Source organism: Bacteroidota bacterium (assembly GCA_039111535.1).
Classification (GTDB): Bacteria; Bacteroidota; Rhodothermia; order Rhodothermales; family JAHQVL01; genus JBCCIM01.
This window is the reverse complement of record JBCCIM010000139.1, coordinates 1-18,381: the sequence shown is the minus strand read 5'-3', so window position 1 is coordinate 18,381 and position 18,381 is coordinate 1. Positions and strand designations below refer to the sequence as shown.

Sequence of the window (18,381 nt, the reverse complement as noted above, 5' to 3'; positions counted from 1 at the left end):
TGTGATGCTGCTGACCAGGAAGTCAAAGAAGTTGTTATAGGGATGGCCCACCGCGGCCGGTTGAACGTATTGGCGAATATTCTGAGCAAGCCATACGAAGTCATATTCTCTGAGTTTGAGGGAAGTATTGACCCCAAAACATCGTTGGGATCTGGGGATGTGAAATATCACCTGGGGGCAAGAGCCACCCATGTGTCACCAAGTGGCGCCGAGATCAACATTACCCTGGCATCTAATCCGAGCCATCTTGAAGCCGTTAATCCTGTTGTAGAAGGCATTGTACGGGCCAAGCAAGATAAAATGCGTCTCGAACATGCAGATGCGCCGGGTGGTGACTACAAAGATGGTGTTGTGCCGTTGCTCATCCACGGTGATGCGGCATTTGCCGGCCAGGGTGTTGTGGCAGAAACACTCAACCTGAGCCAACTGCGGGGCTATACGACAGGCGGGACCATCCATCTGGTAATCAACAACCAGATTGGATTTACCACAAACTCAAAAGATGCGCGGAGCTCCACGTATGCCACCGATGTGGCGCGTATGATTCAGGCGCCGATTTTCCATGTAAATGGAGATGATCCTGAGTCGTGTGTTCGGGTTATGCGCCTCGCCCTCGACTTTCGCCAGGTGTTCAACAAAGATGTGGTAATTGACCTGATTACGTACCGTGTACACGGACACAATGAGGGCGATGAACCAACCTATACACAACCTGTCCTTTACAAGAAAATTGAAGCCAAGCGTTCTGTCAGAAAGCTTTACACTGAGTTGCTGATGCGCCGCGGTGAAATGGAGCCTACAGAAGCTGAGGCGATGCTGGATGACTATCGCTCACATTTGCAGGAGGCGTTTGAACGTGTGCGTGCAATTCATGAGGCGGAGAAAGGTAAAGAAATCGAAATTCGGGAGGAGCCGGAGCCACTCAATGAAGTTATTGATGCGACCTATTCTTCCCGCGAAGACATCGATTTGATTGCAGAGAAGCTCCTCGCTATGCCGGAAGGTTTTGCAGCGCACAAGAAACTGGTACGCCAGTTTGAGCGCAGGGCAAAGCAGTATGCGGACGGTAAGGTTGACTGGGCCATGGGTGAAGCCTTTGCTTTTGGTACCCTGCTACTCGACGACGCCATCGTTCGGCTTGCCGGCCAGGATTCACGTCGCGGTACTTTTAGCCATCGTCATGCAGTGCTATACGACCAGGAGAATGGCTACGAGTACATTCCGCTCAACCACCTCAGGCCAGGAGAGCAGAAGCCGTTGCTCGTTTATGATAGTTTCCTGTCAGAATATGCTGCAAGTGGCTTTGAATATGGCTACTCACTTGAGCAGCCCAATGCCCTCGTTATTTGGGAGGCGCAGTTTGGTGACTTCGCCAATGGCGCACAAATCGTTTTTGACCAGTTCCTCTCGGCATCCTGGACCAAGTGGGGCCAGCAAAACCGTCTCGTGCTTTTGCTGCCACATGGTTATGAAGGCCAGGGGCCTGAGCATTCTTCAGCCCGGCTAGAGCGTTTCTTGCAGTTGTGTGCAGAGAAAAACATGTCGGTGTGTAATTTCACTTCACCGGCGAACTATTTCCACGCTTTGCGCCGACAGGTGAAAAACTCAGTAGGCCGGCCGCTCGTTGTAATGTCGCCGAAAAGTTTGCTCCGCCACCCTGGCGTTGTTTCTTCTCCGGAAGAGTTCACCGAGGGTACGTTGCGCGAGGTGATTCCTGCAACACTGGATCCTGCGCAGGTGAAACGCCATCTCTTTTGTAGCGGCAAAGTGTATTTCGACATCATGGATGCACTGGAGAAAGAGCCGGAGAAAAAGGCACAGATTGCAGTGACACGCCTGGAGCAGTTCTACCCGGTGCCACATGATGCAATTATGGCAGAGCTGGAACGGTATAAAGGTGCTGAAGATGTCTGCTGGGTTCAGGAAGAGCCGAGGAATATGGGGGGGTGGACCTTTATTAAGGAGCGCTTCGATGATAAACTTCGGGCAGTACACGGAGACTGTGGCAAGTTTATCCAGTACAAAGGCCGGGCAGCCAGAGCAAGTACAGCTACGGGTAGCTCCAAAGTGCATCAAAAAGAGCAGGAAGCCCTGCTTGCCAAAGCACTGAACATCTAGGCGAATTGGAAAATTCTTGAATTGAAAAACGGTGATCCTGTGTAGGGAGATCACCGTTACGGGAATGTTGTATCCGGTCGAGAGTGCTCGAAGAAGCAGGAATTCCTGCTTGCTAACGCTAAATATCTAAGGTAGGCTGAAAACTTCCAGAAATGCGAAAACAGTGATCCTGTTTCAGAAGATCACTGTAGCGGGAAAGTTGTGTCTAATCGGGAGCGGCCTAGTACTGGCGAGAACGCTTTCTAGAAGCACGCGCTGCTTTTTCGCGGGCTACGCGGCGTTCTTCTGAAGGCTTTGTGTATGCCATGTTAGCGCGGTACATGCGAAGTACACGGCTACGGTTAACAGCACGTTTGAAGCGGCGAAGTGCGCGGTCGATTGACTCGTTGTCTCTTACTTTAATACCAACTGCCAAAACAGTAAACTCCTAAAGGTTTGAGGTTGTAAATTTTATGAAGCCACAAAAGGTAAATAACCACTTGGGCTTTATCAAGATGCTCATATACTCTTGATAAACAGGGAAGTTTTCCGCCTGTGAAAAATAATATCGGCGAAAGCGTGAGAAGACCAAATATTATGCCTCTAAAATGCGTTATGGGCGCAAAAAAGGTGAATTAAAGGCGCATCCTGAGGACCTTAACGCCACGCCGACGCTACAATAGCCTCTCTTTAACACAATACGCTACCACCCAGATGCAACTGGTCATTGCTACAAAGAATAAAGGGAAGAAGCACGAAATCGAAGCCCTGCTGGCAACACTGCCCGTTGAGATCTTTGCACTAACAGATTTTCCCGAAGTCCCTGACGTCGTTGAAGACGCCGATACACTCGAAGGAAATGCTGCCAAAAAGGCGCTGGCATCACTGGCGCATTTTGAAATGCCGGCGCTCGCAGATGATACGGGGCTCGAGGTAGATGCGTTGGATGGTCGACCCGGTGTATATTCAGCGCGCTATGCCGGCGAAGACGGCAACGCGGTTGCAAACCGGGCCCTGCTTTGTAAAGAACTGAAAGGCACTGTAAATCGAACCGCACGCTTCCGAACCGTGATGGCTTATGCGGATGGCACGTCTGTGCATTACTTTGAGGGCGTTTGTGAAGGAAGAATCCTTGACCACGAAGTAGGGACCGGCGGTTTCGGGTACGATCCGCTTTTTGTCCCGGACGGGTACGAACAAACATTTGCTGAAATGTCCCCTGATTTGAAAAACAGCATCAGCCACAGAGGGCAGGCGCTGATGCGTTTTGTTGCGTTCCTCAAAGAACAGCACAGGCCATAGCTATGGTTGCCCTGATACAGCGGGTCAAAGAAGCTTCCGTTACGGTGGAGGGTGAAGTAACGGGTGCTATTCGGCAAGGGTTGTTAATATTGCTTGGTGTTCACGTATCAGATACGCTTGCCGAGATGGCCTGGGTGGCAAAAAAATGTGCCAACCTGCGCATCTTCCAGGACGATGCCGGCAAAATGAATCGGTCTGTCATCGATGTAGGAGGCGAAGTGCTTGTGGTGTCACAGTTTACCCTTTATGGTAATACCGCAAAAGGTAACCGGCCATCGTTTGTCGCGTCCGCACGACCGGAACAGGCCATACCATTGTATGAGGCGTTTATCGATGAAATGGCCGGCCACATAAACCAGCCTGTAGCCTGTGGTATTTTTGGGGCGATGATGGATGTGAAACTGGTAAATGATGGCCCTGTAACCCTGTGGGTTGAAAAAAAAGCCACCGCAACCGAACCCGGCAACGAATAACAGGTATCGTACATACCGGGAGATGCAACAATATTTTGCGCTTCTCTCATGCCCGCCATTATCTTCATGACTCCACGTTATACCGCATAAACCGATTGATGCATCTATTATTATGGCAAATGTACCGACATTCACACACTTGGACCCAACAGGAGGTGTAAAGATGGTTGACATTGCTGAGAAGCCAGCATCAGTAAGAACTGCAGTAGCCAGTGGACGCGTGCTTGTTGGTGAAACTGTTTTTCAGATGATCCAGGAAAACAAGGTGCGCAAAGGTGATGTGCTTTCTATCGCGCAAATTGCCGGCATCATGGGTGCCAAGCAAACCAGCAAGCTCATTCCCCTGTGTCACGACGTCGCTTTAAAAGGCGTTGATGTTGTACTTACGCTGGAAGAAACCGATTTTGCAGTTGATATTAAGGCGTTTACTAAAACGCTTGGCAGCACCGGTGTCGAAATGGAAGCACTGACCGCTGTGTCGGTAGCTGCGCTCACCGTTTACGACATGTGTAAGTCTGTTACCAAAGGCATTCGTATCACTGACGTTCATCTGTTGGCTAAAACAGGTGGACAGAGTGGTGATTATAGAAAAGAAGATAATTAACCCATCCCCCAAGGAAAGTTTATGGAAGAGTTACTTGCTGGTGGAAGTATCCTCACGATTTTATTCGTCATTTTTTTCGCGATCATTCTGCTGTACTTTATCCCGATCAACCTCTGGATAACGGCTGTTTTTTCTGGCGTACGACTCAATCCGTTTAAAGACTTGCTTGGCATGCGCCTGCGTAAAGTCCCGCCGGTTCGCATTGTGAAGCCATTGATTACGGCACACAAAGCCGGCATTCATGTACCAGCTGAGAAATTGGAAGCCCACTATTTGGCTGGCGGGCGGGTCCAGCAAGTTGTAAATGCGCTCATCTCTGCGGATAAAGCCAATATAGATCTTGATTTTGAGCGCGCTACAGCAATTGACCTGGCGGGTCGTGATGTATTTGAGGCCGTGCAGGTATCGGTGAACCCCAAAGTGATCGAAACGCCGGCGGTATCCGCAGTGGCCAAAGATGGGATTCAGGTGCGTGCAATTGCGCGTGTAACCGTACGAGCGAACATCGACAGGCTTGTGGGTGGTGCCGGCGAAGAAACAATTATCGCTCGTGTTGGTGAGGGTATAGTATCAACTATTGGTTCTTCCAATACCCATAAAGAGGTTTTGGAGAATCCTGATTCCATTTCTAAGGTAGTTCTTTCCAAAGGTCTTGATTCTGGAACGGCATTTGAAATCCTCTCCATTGATATTGCCGACGTTGATGTAGGAGAAAACATTGGAGCCAAGCTACAAACCGACCAGGCGGAAGCTGATCTGAAAGTAGCACGGGCCAAAGCGGAAGAACGTAGAGCCGCAGCTGTTGCCAAGGAGCAGGAAATGAGTGCATCTGTTGTAGCGCAGCGTGCTCGCCTGGTGGCTGCTGAGGCGCAGATTCCACAGGCTATCGCTGAAGCTTTCCGCACTGGCAATCTCGGAGTCATGGATTATTACAATCTGAAGAACATCCAGGCTGATACACGGATGCGCGACTCGATTGGCGGCAATGAAGATACGGGCACAGCTCCCATTGAATAATTTCCATAGATAAAATTACAGAATAGTCTGATGCTGGCCTATATGTCTGAGGCAGATCAACAAGTCCAGGGACGCATTTCAAGATTCACTGCGTTTACTACGCTGGGTGTGCTTGGCACTACCCAGGATCTTGCGCGTATTTCGCTGGAATTTATGCCAAAAGCCGATCCTGAAAAGGTGGCAGAAGAAACGCTTTGCCTCGTTTCTACGGCTACTGCGCGTGCAGCCGAAGTTGGGCTGCGGCAGGAAAATGTAGTTGGCGCTGCCGTTTCTCCAACGGTACTCGACTTGCCGTTTGCCTACCGTGATTATCTCATCGGTGGTGCAATGATCACCCAGCGCGATACGTCGTTGCTGGATGCGAATGAAGCGGCTTACCAGCGCCTGCAGGAAATGCGCGAGTTTTATCTTGAGCACTTTCCGGAAAACCAGTTTCCGGGCGAAGAGCATACCCGCAATAAAATGATTCTGTGGGTAGAACGCATCAGCCCGTTTGATCTGTCTTCTACGCCGGCCGAGCGGCTCACCAAAATGCACTTGTTGCCAACCCTGATGACGCACTTGAAGCTCATTCTTGCGTTTGGCCGGCAAGGCTGATTAAATGTTTTAAAGTAAACGCCCGGCATGTGGATATTCGCCACGTGCCGGGCGTTTTGCGTTTACCTGGTTTTGTCAGCCATGTGAGGGAATGTACCTACGGGCTGTGGGTTTTCTTGCTGATAAAAATAACGGCTATTCAAGGGCAAGTGCGACTGTTAGATAGTATAATGGCCTGTTTTTAAGAAAAAAATAACGGTAGTAGGAACCGCAATTTCTTCCTTTCGTAACGACTTAAAAGCAAATCCCCCCAGAAGAGCAGAACAGCTCCTTTTCTTCAACCCAAGTCTAAAAAGCAATGAGTCTGGTCGAAACGATTCCAGAACTGCGTACCGCACGTTTGGCCGGTGTAACCGGCGTTGGTTATGCAGAAGTAATTGAAATGCCCGGAAAGCCAGCAGCGTGCAGAGGAGTAATCGTGTTTGATGACACTGTGTCGCAGCACGAAGTGGTGACCGGAGATGCAGTCTATGAAGGTGTTGTCTATCGTGATGGCGGAGAAACCGTCGAGACGCTTTCTGTAGACATTCTTATGGTTAATACTGATCCACAGCAGGAGCCCGGCGCAACTTTTGTAGTGCGCTAGCTTGCGCAAGCAGGCCTCTTGTTGAATATGATATGAATGGGTGAAGACAGGGCAAAATCTGTCGAGTTACTAGAATATCTGGGTGTTACTGCTTGTCTAGGGAAGTAACATTTTGTTTCTGTTTCATTTCGATAGGTGATATCCCGATGCAAATTTCCAAAGGGATTTTGTTGTTACCACTATTGCTCATTTTTTGTCTGCTTTTCGGCTTTACCGCACAAGAGCGCGGCCCCGCAGTGCAGCCCCAATCGTCGCCCGTAATGCTTGACGCCGGTGCACCGCCTGTGATGGGTGTACTGCTGCTCCGCTTGCAGGTTATTCAGGCAGAACTCGATCATGACGAGCGCCCGGTACCTACAGCGCTTAAAGACTCCTTGTTTGACCTGTCGCTCGGACTTCGGAAGTCGTTTGACGGCGCGCTTGGGACAGACTTTGACCAACTGACCATAGCCCAACAGCAAATCCATACGGAAGTCTGGAAGCTGGTATTGGCGCTCGACGTGATGATGGTGTCAGACGTTCCTGAACTCAGGGCTGTGTAATACTTAATTTTTTCGCGACAGGTAGTGCACCTGGGCGTGTATCCCAATAGACACCGAGGCAACGCCGGCCATTCGATCAATGAATGGCCGGCGTTTTTTGTGCTACTCTCTCCAGTTTACAACAATGTCTTTTACTGTGAAGTCATCATTTGACGCTCGAATAATGGTAATCGTGTTATTCCCGGTATGCAGTACTCCCGGCTGGATGCGATCCATCCAGGTTTGCCAGCCTGGATTGTGGATAGGCAGATCCCAACCTGAAAGCTCCTGGTTATTTACCAGAATACGATGTGATTGGTGTGAGACATTGTGTGCGGTGATGAGCAGATAGGCATCATCAACGGGTGGGGCGTTGCCTTCGATCGGAAAGTTGATGGTGACGGTTGGATTACTCTGGGTAAACGTTTGGTTTACGCCCATCCAGTTAAAGTCAGATCTGGCCATGATATGAGTCGGTATTAATGATCGGATATGAAAATCCCGTCTAGTGACGGGTATCATCTCGTGCGTGCAAGCTGCATGAAAACCGACAAAACCAGGTGAGAAAAACAAAAAAGCCACACCGGGCATAAGCTCGGCGTGGCTTTAAGGAGAATGTGATGTAGTCCTATTCTGGTATGTACTCGATTGTGACAACAGCATTGTTTACCGAATCGCTTGCTGCCAGCGCGCTAAAACGCCAGTGTAAGAGTGAATCCATCACTGTAGGTTCAAACGGTGCAGCTTCATTGGATAGCGGTTCGAGTCGAATCACTTTACCATCGCTGTCTACAGTCATACGCATCCTGAAGCTTGCCTGTAAATCGCCCGGATTCGTAGGCAGTGGCGCGTGGATAACAACCTGCTCGAGGCCTTCGATGGTGTATTTTACACCACGAATCAATTCATCGACAGCCGGCCCAACAATCCAGGTTGGCGAGCGATCAGGGGTTTCTACGCCATTCTCTTCAATGGCTTGCGCCGGCTCCATTTTGTCATCGCGCAGGTTTTTAATGAACTGTGGGATGATGACAGCAGAAGCGATAATGAGTAGTGATAGCACCAGGGCACCACGGAAGCTTATAATACGGGATGGGCGCCGTGCGGGCTGAGAAGTTGCAGGTTTACGGTCTGCTGCTTTTCGCGCCTGCGGTTTCCTTCGTTTTTTCGCCGGTGTTTTGGGTACAGGTATGGAAGCGCCGGCTGGCAAGCGTTCGTTGATTGCCTTGACCAGGTCTTTCTGATCCTTTTTGATAGCCTTTAATTCAGCCTGCACATCATTGATGGGCATGGCAGACAGGGCCTCAAGGTCGAGCATGGTGCCCTCAAGGCGGTGCTCGAGCCACGCTGCATTTTTTTGCAGGTCCTCTTTAGAGCCGCGTCCAGATTTAGATTTTTTGGCCATGAGAGCAAGTAACCGGAAAATGGATGGGAGCGCTATGATTTATCCAGCGAATTTCGCAGGCTCTTGAGCCGGCGCCTAAGGCGTTTTTGTGCATTATTGACGTTTTTGATCGACATACCCATTAAGCGCGCAAGATCCCTCGGTTTGAGGAGCGGATCTTCAAAAAACAATTCAACCATTTGGCTGAGTTCTTTGTCATTGCTGACCTGCGCTTTGATTGCGTCGTGTAATCCTTTGAGTTCGGCGTGTGGCGGTGTGGTGCTATGATCAAAGTTCTGCATCCACTCCTCCAATCCAATATGTCGTCCCCAGCCTTTGCGTCCCTTCCCTTTGCTGTCTTTACGCGTATACCCTTCTTTGGTTAGGAAATTCCAGATGTCACTCTGGATATTGTTGATAATTACAGTTAGCAACGGTACGTGGTCTGGTAGCTTACGCTGACCCGCGTAGAGCTTGACCACAGCTTCCTGTACCAAATCTTCAGGCGTAGGTGCTGCGCGAATATGGCGCAGGTAGCGTCTATGGAAATGATTCGCCCAGAGTTGAACCCGGGGCAATATATCATCCCAATCTGCTATAAGTAGTCTTTCAGGGACCTCGTGCGCGAGGACATCTTTTTCTTCAGACATTCAGCTACCAACTACGCCGTGGATAAAACGCACGCGCATTCACGCGTCGGAAACCTGAAAGATAAGGAACGCTTATTTCAGAGAACGAAAAATTTAGACGAATATCATCGTTTCTCTGGATTCTTCTAGCGAAGCCGTTTTTTTTGCCGGCTGGCAGAGAGAAAAGGTATTTATGCGTTTCAGGATGTGCTATTGAGTACACCAATGGTTGTGCCAAGGCGATGCTCCCCGCCGGGGTTCAGGGTAATTACATCAGGGCCGGCGTTTGCCGTTTCGATGCACAACATGGTTTTATACTCCTCGTCACCGAAATCGGCCATCCGTTTGGCTTTGTCGATCCAGGGATTCCAGACAACGGTAGATGAACTCCCGCGTTTTTCTACAACAACCGTCCGACCAAAGCCGCTGTCGACAAGCCTGCAGGTATCTTTTGTATTGAAATAGATATTGTCCGTCTCTGCGGCAAACGTGATAGGGGTTTGCTGATACTTTGTTTGATGGTTGTCGAGTTGGTCGATATAAGGCCGGCCGTTGAGTCCGTGGATGCTTACATTTTCGATTTGGCTGGCAGTAAAATACGTGTGCAAAGCGCCACCGCAATCAAACGGCCCTTTACCTGTGTTGACTATTTCGAGATCTATATCGAGCACATCAGACAAGGTGACCACCAGTTCCAGCCGGAAGCAGTGTGGCCACAAGGCATAAGAAAAGGCGTTATCCTGTAGTGTGAGGCGGAGTTGAGGAATATGATTGTCCATGAGCCGCGTTGCGTGAACTTCCCAGTTTTGTTTGCGGGCAAAACCGTGGCTGGGTTTATCTGGATTGGATGCATGGGGCCCAAACCAGGGCCAGATCACGGGTACGCCGCCGCGGATTGCTTTGCCCTCTGCATAGACGGCCTTTTTGCTTACCCACAATACAGGAGGCTGGCCGTTTGGCACAAAAGAGAGCACATGGCCAGCATAAATAGATACGGTGGCTTCCGCCTGGGGAGAAATGAGCCGTGCAATGGTAAAGTCGCCCTGGCCTTTTTCAAAAACCAGATGCTGTCCTCTACCAAACAATTCATTGAGCGCCTCTGGCGTAGTTGGGATTAGCGTTGTTGTTGCCATGCGGGTTTACTGTTTAGCATTCGTTGAAGACGGGAAGGACTTTAAACGGGCTGCTCAAAGATAAGCCATGGCGATGGCCGGCGTTATATCCAGCTTTACCCATGTATCTACGCTTTCGCTTACTGAATGCCGTCGCTATTCATCAGAAGCTGTAGTTCTCCCGCTATCTTGAACATCGGCGTGAGTCGGAATTGGTAAAATTACTTATACCGCAAAGTAAGCAGGGTCAGGTCGTCCGATTGGGGCGCTCCCCTGGTGAATGCTTTGACTACATCTACGACATGCTGTATCCGCGCGGCGGCTGAAGCGTTTGTGTCGGGTTTGATGATTGCTTCAAGGGCTACTTCAATGCGGTCTTCCTCAAACTGCTCGCCATCAGCCCGTGTAGCTTCATTTAGTCCATCAGTATTCATGAACAAGCCATCACCGGGTTGTAGCGTTACGGTTTTGGCCGTAAACTTGAACGATTTCATCATGCACAAGCCGACGCTCCGAATGGGTTCAAGCATCTCTACAGTGCCATCTTTCCTTAAGATATAAGGTGGGTAATGGCCGGATGTGGTATAGGTAAACTCGCCTGTTGAGGTATCAAAAATTCCATAACAGGTGGTGACAAACACTTCGGCAAGGCTTTGTGGATACAAAAGCGTGTTTACAAACGTAAGGCAAGCTTCAGGGCTCCGACCATCCATGGCAATGGCTTTCAACAGGGTTTTGGTAATTGCCATGAAGAGCGCGGCTGAAACGCCTTTACCGGACACATCACCAATCACCAGGCCAATACGGTGTACATCAAGCCTGAAAAAATCAAAAAAATCACCGCCTACTTCCTGGGCCGGTTCAAGGAATGCCTGGATATCTACCCGGTCAGTTTGGAGGGATTTGAGCGGCGTGAAGGCCTCCTGAATGCGGGCAGCAACGGCCAGTTCTTTTTGCAATACTTGCAATGCCTGCTGAGACTCCAATGCCTCGCGAAAAGCGCCTACTTCGCGTAGTGTTTTCTCGACAGTGATTTCAAGGTCATCAAAGTCGACGGGCTTGGTGATGAAGTCAAAAGCCCCCCGGTTCATGGCCGTACGAATGTTGCTCATGTCTCCGTAGGCTGAAATGACAACAGCTTTGAAGGTGCCGTCTCGCTCAGATAGCCTGTCCAGCAGCGTAAGGCCATCCATGCCGGGCATATTAATGTCGGTAAGGATCAGGCTGATACCCGGAAATTGATCAAGTTGGTCGAGGGCTTCAAAACCATTTTGTGCAAAATGAAAGGTCCATTCACCCGCGCGAATGCGTTTTCTAAATTTCTGGCGAATGAGTAATTGTAAATCTGGTTCGTCATCTACGACCAAGATCTCAATAGGTATAGGAGCGTGCACAGGCGCTAAAACAAGTTTACTACAGCGACAAAGGAGTTCTGCGCGAAATTAGGGGGAAAAATGCGTATTTCCAAGATACGGAAGGATGAAATGCTACAGACAAAGCTGTCGGATGGCTTCAGCAATATCTTCTGGTACAGCTGTAAACCGAATTTTAGTGGTGTCGCTTTCCGGTGTTGGGTGCAAAGCCTTGGCATACAGGTCACCGGATATGCTCGAGCCGGCTTCGCTAACGAGGTGTAAATCAAGCCGGATATTCGTCAAGGGCTCCAGTAGTTCTGTAGACCGGATTTCTGCCATAGAAGAGGAGAGCGCAACAATTTCCCCGGATACCATGGTCCCGGTCATATGCTTGCCATCAAGCTTGCTGTAGGCAAAGGGGATCGGGGTAGCCAGCGCGTGCAACGTTTCTTTTGCAGAAGGTAGGGTTATGTTATAGGGAGGCCCAAGGCCTTCCACTTCATAGATGTTTATTGGTTTGGCGTAGCCTTTGGCTGAGAGCTTCATTTCTCGTCCGAGGTTGACAAGGTTGCCAAGCTCCATGCGTGTACCGTCTGATATCAATACCTGGCCGCCAACGGTATACGATTCAATGCGGGCGGTAAGGTTCACGTGGCTGCCAACCACGCCGTATTTGGTGCGGGTCTGCGAGCCAATGTTGCCCACAACAACTTCGCCCGTATTGATGCCAATGCCCATCTCGAGAGCAGGCAGGCCATTTTCTATCAGGATATTGTTCACTTCCTGCATCGCACTTTGCATTTCAACAGCACAGGCAACGGCCCGCGCAGCGTCATCCGGACGCGTGATGAGACCACCAAAAATGACGAGGATTGCATCGCCAATGAACTCATCTATCGTCCCATTGTGCTTGCTGATGATATCAGCCATTTTGCCGAGGTAAATGTTGAGCACCTCAACAACCTGCTCTGGAGGCAGGTGTTCGGAGATAATCGAAAACCCACGCAGGTCAGACATGAGAATGGTAACCTTGCGTTTGTCTCCCCCAAGTTTCAATGCATCAGGCTTGGAAAGCAGGGTGGCTACAACCTCATCAGAAAGATACCGGCCAAACGTCTCCCGAACGCGGGCTGCTTTCTTCCGTTGTTCAACCGTTTCTTTGGCCTTGTTGATGGTGATTTCGAGGTCGTACAAGTCGATGGGCTTCATCAGGAAGTCGAACGAGCCCCGGTTCATGGCCATGCGGATGTTGCCGAGATCTCCATAGGCGGATACAACAACGGCTTGTAACTTTCTGTCCAACTGCGAAATTTTGCTGAGCAGGGTCAGGCCGTCCATGCGTGGCATGTTGATGTCAGTCAGTACAATTTCAATAGCCGCGTCTTTTTCGAGCTGCGCCAGGGCTTCAATACCATCAGCAGCGATGGCAAACGTGTAAATGCCATCACGAATATGTTTTCTGAATTTCTGCCTGACCAGCTCTGCTAGATCCGGCTCATCATCTACAACGAGTATTTTTGTTGCATCAGACATGTTTAATTCAATAATGCCTGCACAGTCGATTTTAACTCAGTGAAATCTATGGGCTTGGTCATATAGCCGGCTGCGCCATATTGCATGGCCGTCTGGTAGTTTCCGTCATCCCCATACGCAGTAATCATGTGTACGGGTAAGTTGCCATAAGATGCACGCAGTTCTTTGAGCAATTCAAGGCCTGTCATTCCTGGCATATTGATATCCGAGAAAACAAGGACAACGTGCGCACTTGCGCCTTCTTTCATATACATAAGGGCTTCTTCACCCGATAATGCAAAATGAAATTTGACCTTGCCAGAGCGAATTTCTCTACGAAACTGTTGTTTAAAGAGCCACTGAATATCCTCTTCATCATCTACAACCAGGACATTTAAACTAGCTTGCTCCATAAAAACCTTGGGTATTAGACGTGGGCAAAAAAAGGCTGTTGGTGTAATGAATGCTTACGTGTAAGGTTCTCCATTATCCTTGCCGTAACGGTAGGTTAACAATAAATATAGAACCTTTTCCACTTTTGCTTTCAACTAAAAGCTCTCCGGCGTGCCCTTGAACAATAATTTCATAACTCAGGAATAACCCTAGCCCGGTGCCTGAGCCCGATGGCTTGGAGGTAAAGAACGGTTCAAAGATGCGCTGGCGATGCTTTTCAGGTATCCCTTCACCATTGTCATGAATACGGACTGAGAGGTATTCACCTGCTTGCAGGGTTTCAATAATAACCGTTGGTATATAGTCCGGAAGGTTTTTGCCGGCTTTTTTCTGTGTTGTATAGAACGCGTTGTTCAACAGATTCAGAAAAACCCGACCCAGATCCTGTGAGACGCCGTCGATCACAGGGTTGTCTGGCATGAAGCGGTGCTCGATGTTAACCTGGAAAGAGCGGTCTGCCGCGCGCATGCCATGGTAAGCGAGTTTGCTGTAGTCCTTAAGCAGATCATTAATGGATAGCGCTTCTTTGGCGCCCTCACGGCCGCCGGCGTGTTCGAGCATGCTCCGTACAATTTTATCAGCACGCTTGCCATGCTCGTTCACTTTGCCGGTGTTGAACCTGAGCGTCGTCAACAACTCACCCACTTCAGCAGGTAATTCGGTTTTGTCTGCCGCGGTGTAGGATGTCAACGCTTCGTCCAACTCGCTCATCAACTCAACAGACAGTTCTGCAAAGTTGTTGACGAAGTTGAGGGGGTTTTTGAGTTCGTGTGCAATACCTGCGGTGAGATTACCTAACGAGACCAGCTTCTCTGTTTGAATAAGTTGTGACTGGGTATTTTTAAGCTCACTCAACAAGGTTTCAAGTTGCTGGTTTTTCTCGCGCAACTCAACATTTTTTAGCCGTTCTATTTCTGCCTCTTTTTCTGCCCGATCCAGTTCGTGAGATACTTCGATCGTGGCAAATCGTCTGTTCAGTTCTTCGGTGAAGAGCGATTCTTTCTGCTGGGTATGTGTGCGGAAGTGATGTAGTGCTTTCTCAAGGTTGCCGGCTTGTTCGTATGCTGAAGAAAGCACCTCGTGTATTTGCACTTCGCGTGTACGGATGTTTACCTCGCGCGCAATATCCATTGCTGCTTCGAGGAGTTCAATTGCAGTATCGTAGTCTGCCTTTGCGATATAGACTTTGCCCAGATTGAAGAGGCTTGTGCTCTGAGATTGACGATGTTTGATGGCGCGGCGAATTTCGAGGCTCTGGGTGTGTAGCGCCTGCGCTTTATCAATTTCACCCTGCTCCAGCGCAATGCTGCCGAGATCGTTGAGCGCACGTGCTTCGCCTATTTTGTTGTTTGCCGCATGGAATCGCTGCAGGCTTTCTTCATGAAAAGGCAAGGCTTCAAGGTAGCTGCCTTTTTTTTGATAGGTGCTGCCAATTCCCGTGAGGGCGCGACCGATCCCGGTGTCGTGTCCGATCTCTTTGAAAACCTGCAGGCTTTGCTGGTAATACTGAAATGCCTGGTCCAGTTGGCCAACTTCTTCAAAAGCCATCCCAAAGCCATTTAACACCCAGCCTTCTTGTTCTTTGTCGCCAGAAAGTTTAAGCAACTCGAGGGTCCGATTGCCATAGGAGAGGGCTTTGTCAAGGTCACCCAAACTTGTGTGTACATTCGCAATGGAGCCCACGATTTTACAGGCCACGTGTGGATTGTTCAGGGGCTCGATCAGCTTGAGTGCTTTGTTCAGGAGGGGAAGAGCTTTGTCGTATTTTGAGAACATGGTAAGGGCATACCCTTTCAGCGCAAGACTCGACGCTACCCCAAGTTCATATCCGATTTCTTCTGATTTTTTGAGAACAGGCTCGCTCCACGCGATGACCTCATGCGGGTTGGACACTACAATTTTTTCGAAAAAGCCGAGACATTCATTTACGCCGGCATTCCCTCTCGCCAATCCCTGATAAAGCTGTTGCCATTGGGCTTCAATTTTTGCCCGAGCTTCCATACGTTCCCAACCGGATGTTTTTGGTCGCTACAATGTACGCAATTAACTGGTGCATTTTCATACGTTCGACATGGAACCCTGTGTTTTTCTCTACGTCCTTTTATCCTTCAGGTTATGCCACTTTTTTACGTGTAGTGTTTCAGGATAAGACATGTATAGTCGGTTCAAAAATCGCCCCATCAAACCGTTTACTATGGCTGAAGGAAACTCGGAAAAACGTTTTACACTGGATTCGCCATTCACGCCCATGGGAGATCAGCCCCGCGCTATTGAAGAGCTCACGGCTGGGCTAAAACGGGGAGATGCATACCAGACATTGCTGGGGGCAACAGGGACAGGTAAAACATTTACTGCGAGCCATGTGATTCAGAACATCAACCGGCCAACATTGGTGATGAGTCACAACAAAACGTTGGCAGCACAGCTCTACGCTGAGTTCAAGTCATTTTTTCCGAATAATGCTGTAGAGTTCTTCATTTCCTACTACGATTATTACCAGCCGGAAGCGTACATCGTTCATTCGGATACGTACATCGAGAAGGACATGTCGATCAACGAGAAAATTGATCGCTTGCGGTTGCGTGCTACAAGTGCGCTGGTTTCTGGCCGGCCGGATGTGCTTGTTGTGGCCAGCGTTTCCTGCATCTATGGCCTTGGGTCGCCGAAAGAATACAAAGCGCAGATTGCCCAGGTTCAGATTGGTGAAGAAATTGCCCGAAATGACTTCCTGAAAAAACTTACACGGATTTTCTATACAAGAAATGATATAGCGTTTGATCCGGGGGTATTCAGGGTGCGTGGCGATGTAGTCGAAGTCTTTCCGGCTTACCTCGACGAAATTGCTTACCGGGTTGAGTTTTGGGGGGATGAAATCGAAAAAATTAGCAGCTTTGAGCCCCTCACGGGTCAAACGATCGAAGAAATGAAGCTGCTCACGATTTATCCGGCTAAAATCTTTGTTACCCCGGAAGATCAATTGTCAACAGCCATTAAATCCATCGAAGAAGAACTGCGGTGGCGTTTAGCAGTGCTCCGCGAAAATGGCAGTGTGCTCGAAGCAGCGCGCCTTGAGCAGCGTACAATGTTTGACATCGAGATGCTGCGGGAAGTAGGGTACTGTTCTGGCGTGGAAAACTACTCGCGCCACCTGTCGGGGTTAAAGCCGGGGGAGCGGCCTTATTGCCTGTTCGATTACTTCCCTGACGACATGCTCCTGGTCATTGACGAAAGCCATGTTACGGTGCCGCAAGTGCGTGCGATGTATAATGGAGACCGTGCGCGCAAGCTCAATCTGGTTGAGCATGGTTTCCGCCTGCCGTCAGCGCTTGATAACCGCCCCATGACTTTTGAAGAATATGAGGCCAAGCATAACCAGGTTATCTTTGTTACCGCAACCCCTGGTGATTATGAGCTTGAGAAAAGTAGCGGTGTATTTGTCGAGCAGGTTATCCGCCCAACAGGCATTCCTGATCCGGAAGTGACCATCCGGCCTTCCAAGGGGCAGGTGGATGACCTTATGGAGGAAATCAGACTCTGTATCAATCGCCGTGAGCGCACCCTGGTAACAACCCTTACCAAGCGCATGGCAGAAGATTTGGCAGATTACCTCGAATCGTTTGGGATCCAGGTGCGGTACCTGCATTCAGATATTGATGCGCTTGAGCGTGTGGAAATCTTGCGTGATCTGCGGCTGGGTGTATTTGATGTGTTGATTGGGGTTAACTTATTGCGTGAAGGGCTGGATTTACCAGAAGTGTCGCTTGTTGCAATTATCGATGCGGACAAAGAAGGATTTCTGCGCAGTGATCGCTCCCTGATTCAAACCGCCGGCCGTGCGGCCCGTAATGCGAATGGACGTATCATTATGTATGCCGACCGGATTACCGGGTCGATGCAGCGGATGATGGATGAAACGGAACGCCGGCGCGCCATTCAGCTTGCCTACAACGAAGAACACGGCATTACGCCAAAAACGGTGACCAAGTCGAAAGACGACATTATGCAAGGTACCCTCATTGCACAAGAACGCAGCGAAGAGGGCGGGCATCAGTCGTACCGGTATGGTGACCAGAACAAGCCGTCCATAGCTGCTGATCCGGTCGTGAAATACCTCACGAAGGAGCAGAAACAGGACCTTGTGAAGCAAATGAAAAAAGAAATGCTCGAAGCAGCGGAAAATCTGCAGTTTGAACGCGCAGCCGAATTACGCGACAGTGTAGACCAGCTTGAGGCCGATATCAAGAGCAAAGGGTAGCCGGCTGCATTGCCGGAAACCTGTGATTTCCTCGTGAGTACCAAACGACTCTGAAAAATTTGACGCCCAAACGGGCCATGACAACATGAAAAACGAGATCCATCCTGAATACAACATCGTCAAAGTAAGACTGGCAGATGGTACTATCATCGAAACCAAGTCTACGATGGGTACCGAAGAGTATGTATCAGAGGTAGATTCTACCAACCATCCTTTCTACACAGGACGCCGTCAGTACGTTGATACCGCCGGTCGTGTGGAGAAATTCCAGCGTCGTTACGGCAAAAAGAAGTAAGGACTGGAATCTTTACCAGGCTTTCAAAGGCGATCTGTGCTACGGATCGCCTTTTTGTGTTTCAAGTATACACCTTGCAGGGCCTTTGCCCCAACAAGCAAACACAGCAGCAGCACCTGCACACACATGCATAACACACTACATCACCACAATGAAGCACATAAGCTATGCGTACGTGATTTGCAAGGT

The 18,381-nt window shown here is 49.5% G+C and carries 19 protein-coding genes; 10 read left to right on the top strand and 9 right to left on the bottom strand.

Annotated elements, in window-relative coordinates; all coding sequences use genetic code 11:
* A partial coding sequence (locus AAF564_18755; protein ID MEM8487598.1) for a multifunctional oxoglutarate decarboxylase/oxoglutarate dehydrogenase thiamine pyrophosphate-binding subunit/dihydrolipoyllysine-residue succinyltransferase subunit occupies positions 1 to 2,118 on the top strand: 2,118 nt, incomplete at its 5' end.
* A gap of 220 nt (positions 2,119 to 2,338) precedes the next feature.
* On the opposite strand, the gene rpsU is transcribed toward AAF564_18755, so the two are convergent.
* Positions 2,339 to 2,533 (bottom strand): 30S ribosomal protein S21, encoded by a 195-nt coding sequence (gene rpsU, locus AAF564_18750; GenBank protein MEM8487597.1) that lies wholly within the window; start codon positions 2,531 to 2,533, stop codon positions 2,339 to 2,341.
* Positions 2,534 to 2,811: 278 nt separating this feature from the next.
* Between rpsU and rdgB the strand changes: the two genes are divergently transcribed.
* The 7 genes from rdgB (at position 2,812) to AAF564_18715 (ending at position 7,218) form a co-directional block, all read left to right on the top strand.
* Positions 2,812 to 3,399 (top strand): RdgB/HAM1 family non-canonical purine NTP pyrophosphatase, encoded by a 588-nt coding sequence (rdgB, locus tag AAF564_18745; GenBank protein MEM8487596.1) that lies wholly within the window; start codon positions 2,812 to 2,814, stop codon positions 3,397 to 3,399.
* A gap of 2 nt (positions 3,400 to 3,401) precedes the next feature.
* The gene (gene dtd / locus AAF564_18740; protein ID MEM8487595.1) at positions 3,402 to 3,872 is read left to right on the top strand and encodes a D-aminoacyl-tRNA deacylase; all 471 of its coding nucleotides are present in this window, start codon (positions 3,402 to 3,404) and stop codon (positions 3,870 to 3,872) included.
* A 112-nt stretch (positions 3,873 to 3,984) separates the two neighbouring features.
* Positions 3,985 to 4,476, top strand: coding sequence for a cyclic pyranopterin monophosphate synthase MoaC (moaC, locus tag AAF564_18735; protein ID MEM8487594.1), 492 nt, complete (start codon positions 3,985 to 3,987; stop codon positions 4,474 to 4,476).
* Positions 4,477 to 4,497: 21 nt separating this feature from the next.
* Positions 4,498 to 5,493: a flotillin-like protein FloA gene (gene floA, locus AAF564_18730; GenBank protein MEM8487593.1), complete on the top strand. Its 996-nt coding sequence runs from the start codon at positions 4,498 to 4,500 to the stop codon at positions 5,491 to 5,493.
* A 42-nt stretch (positions 5,494 to 5,535) separates the two neighbouring features.
* Positions 5,536 to 6,090, top strand: coding sequence for a hypothetical protein (locus AAF564_18725; protein MEM8487592.1), 555 nt, complete (start codon positions 5,536 to 5,538; stop codon positions 6,088 to 6,090).
* A 298-nt stretch (positions 6,091 to 6,388) separates the two neighbouring features.
* On the top strand, positions 6,389 to 6,676 hold the full coding sequence (locus AAF564_18720; protein ID MEM8487591.1) for a hypothetical protein: 288 nt from the start codon (positions 6,389 to 6,391) through the stop codon (positions 6,674 to 6,676).
* 146 nt (positions 6,677 to 6,822) lie between these two features.
* On the top strand, positions 6,823 to 7,218 hold the full coding sequence (locus AAF564_18715) for a hypothetical protein (protein ID MEM8487590.1): 396 nt from the start codon (positions 6,823 to 6,825) through the stop codon (positions 7,216 to 7,218).
* Between the two features lie 102 nt (positions 7,219 to 7,320).
* Here AAF564_18715 and AAF564_18710 read toward each other — a convergent pair whose 3' ends face one another.
* From AAF564_18710 to AAF564_18675, 8 genes are all read right to left on the bottom strand, one after another.
* Entirely contained in the window at positions 7,321 to 7,662 is a 342-nt protein-coding gene (locus AAF564_18710; protein MEM8487589.1) for a hypothetical protein, read from the bottom strand.
* 163 nt (positions 7,663 to 7,825) lie between these two features.
* Complete coding sequence (locus AAF564_18705; GenBank protein ID MEM8487588.1) at positions 7,826 to 8,602, bottom strand: hypothetical protein; 777 nt, start codon at positions 8,600 to 8,602, stop codon at positions 7,826 to 7,828.
* 32 nt (positions 8,603 to 8,634) lie between these two features.
* On the bottom strand, positions 8,635 to 9,231 hold the full coding sequence (locus tag AAF564_18700; GenBank protein ID MEM8487587.1) for a hypothetical protein: 597 nt from the start codon (positions 9,229 to 9,231) through the stop codon (positions 8,635 to 8,637).
* 179 nt (positions 9,232 to 9,410) lie between these two features.
* Positions 9,411 to 10,343: a D-hexose-6-phosphate mutarotase gene (locus AAF564_18695; GenBank protein ID MEM8487586.1), complete on the bottom strand. Its 933-nt coding sequence runs from the start codon at positions 10,341 to 10,343 to the stop codon at positions 9,411 to 9,413.
* Between the two features lie 200 nt (positions 10,344 to 10,543).
* Positions 10,544 to 11,689, bottom strand: a complete 1,146-nt coding sequence (locus tag AAF564_18690; GenBank protein MEM8487585.1) for a SpoIIE family protein phosphatase — start codon at positions 11,687 to 11,689, stop codon at positions 10,544 to 10,546.
* Between the two features lie 120 nt (positions 11,690 to 11,809).
* Positions 11,810 to 13,210 carry an adenylate/guanylate cyclase domain-containing protein gene (locus AAF564_18685; protein ID MEM8487584.1) on the bottom strand — a complete coding sequence of 467 codons (1,401 nt, stop codon included), beginning with the start codon at positions 13,208 to 13,210 and terminating at the stop codon, positions 11,810 to 11,812.
* Between the two features lie 2 nt (positions 13,211 to 13,212).
* The gene (locus AAF564_18680) at positions 13,213 to 13,602 is read right to left on the bottom strand and encodes a response regulator (GenBank protein ID MEM8487583.1); all 390 of its coding nucleotides are present in this window, start codon (positions 13,600 to 13,602) and stop codon (positions 13,213 to 13,215) included.
* Positions 13,603 to 13,675: 73 nt separating this feature from the next.
* On the bottom strand, positions 13,676 to 15,643 hold the full coding sequence (locus AAF564_18675; protein ID MEM8487582.1) for a tetratricopeptide repeat-containing sensor histidine kinase: 1,968 nt from the start codon (positions 15,641 to 15,643) through the stop codon (positions 13,676 to 13,678).
* A 193-nt stretch (positions 15,644 to 15,836) separates the two neighbouring features.
* Here AAF564_18675 and uvrB point away from each other — a divergent pair, with 193 nt between their 5' ends.
* Complete coding sequence (gene uvrB, locus AAF564_18670; protein MEM8487581.1) at positions 15,837 to 17,897, top strand: excinuclease ABC subunit UvrB; 2,061 nt, start codon at positions 15,837 to 15,839, stop codon at positions 17,895 to 17,897.
* A gap of 85 nt (positions 17,898 to 17,982) precedes the next feature.
* A complete protein-coding gene (gene rpmE / locus AAF564_18665) occupies positions 17,983 to 18,192 on the top strand; it encodes a 50S ribosomal protein L31 (GenBank protein MEM8487580.1) in 210 nt (69 codons plus the stop codon).
* The last annotated feature ends 189 nt before the right edge of the window (positions 18,193 to 18,381 follow it).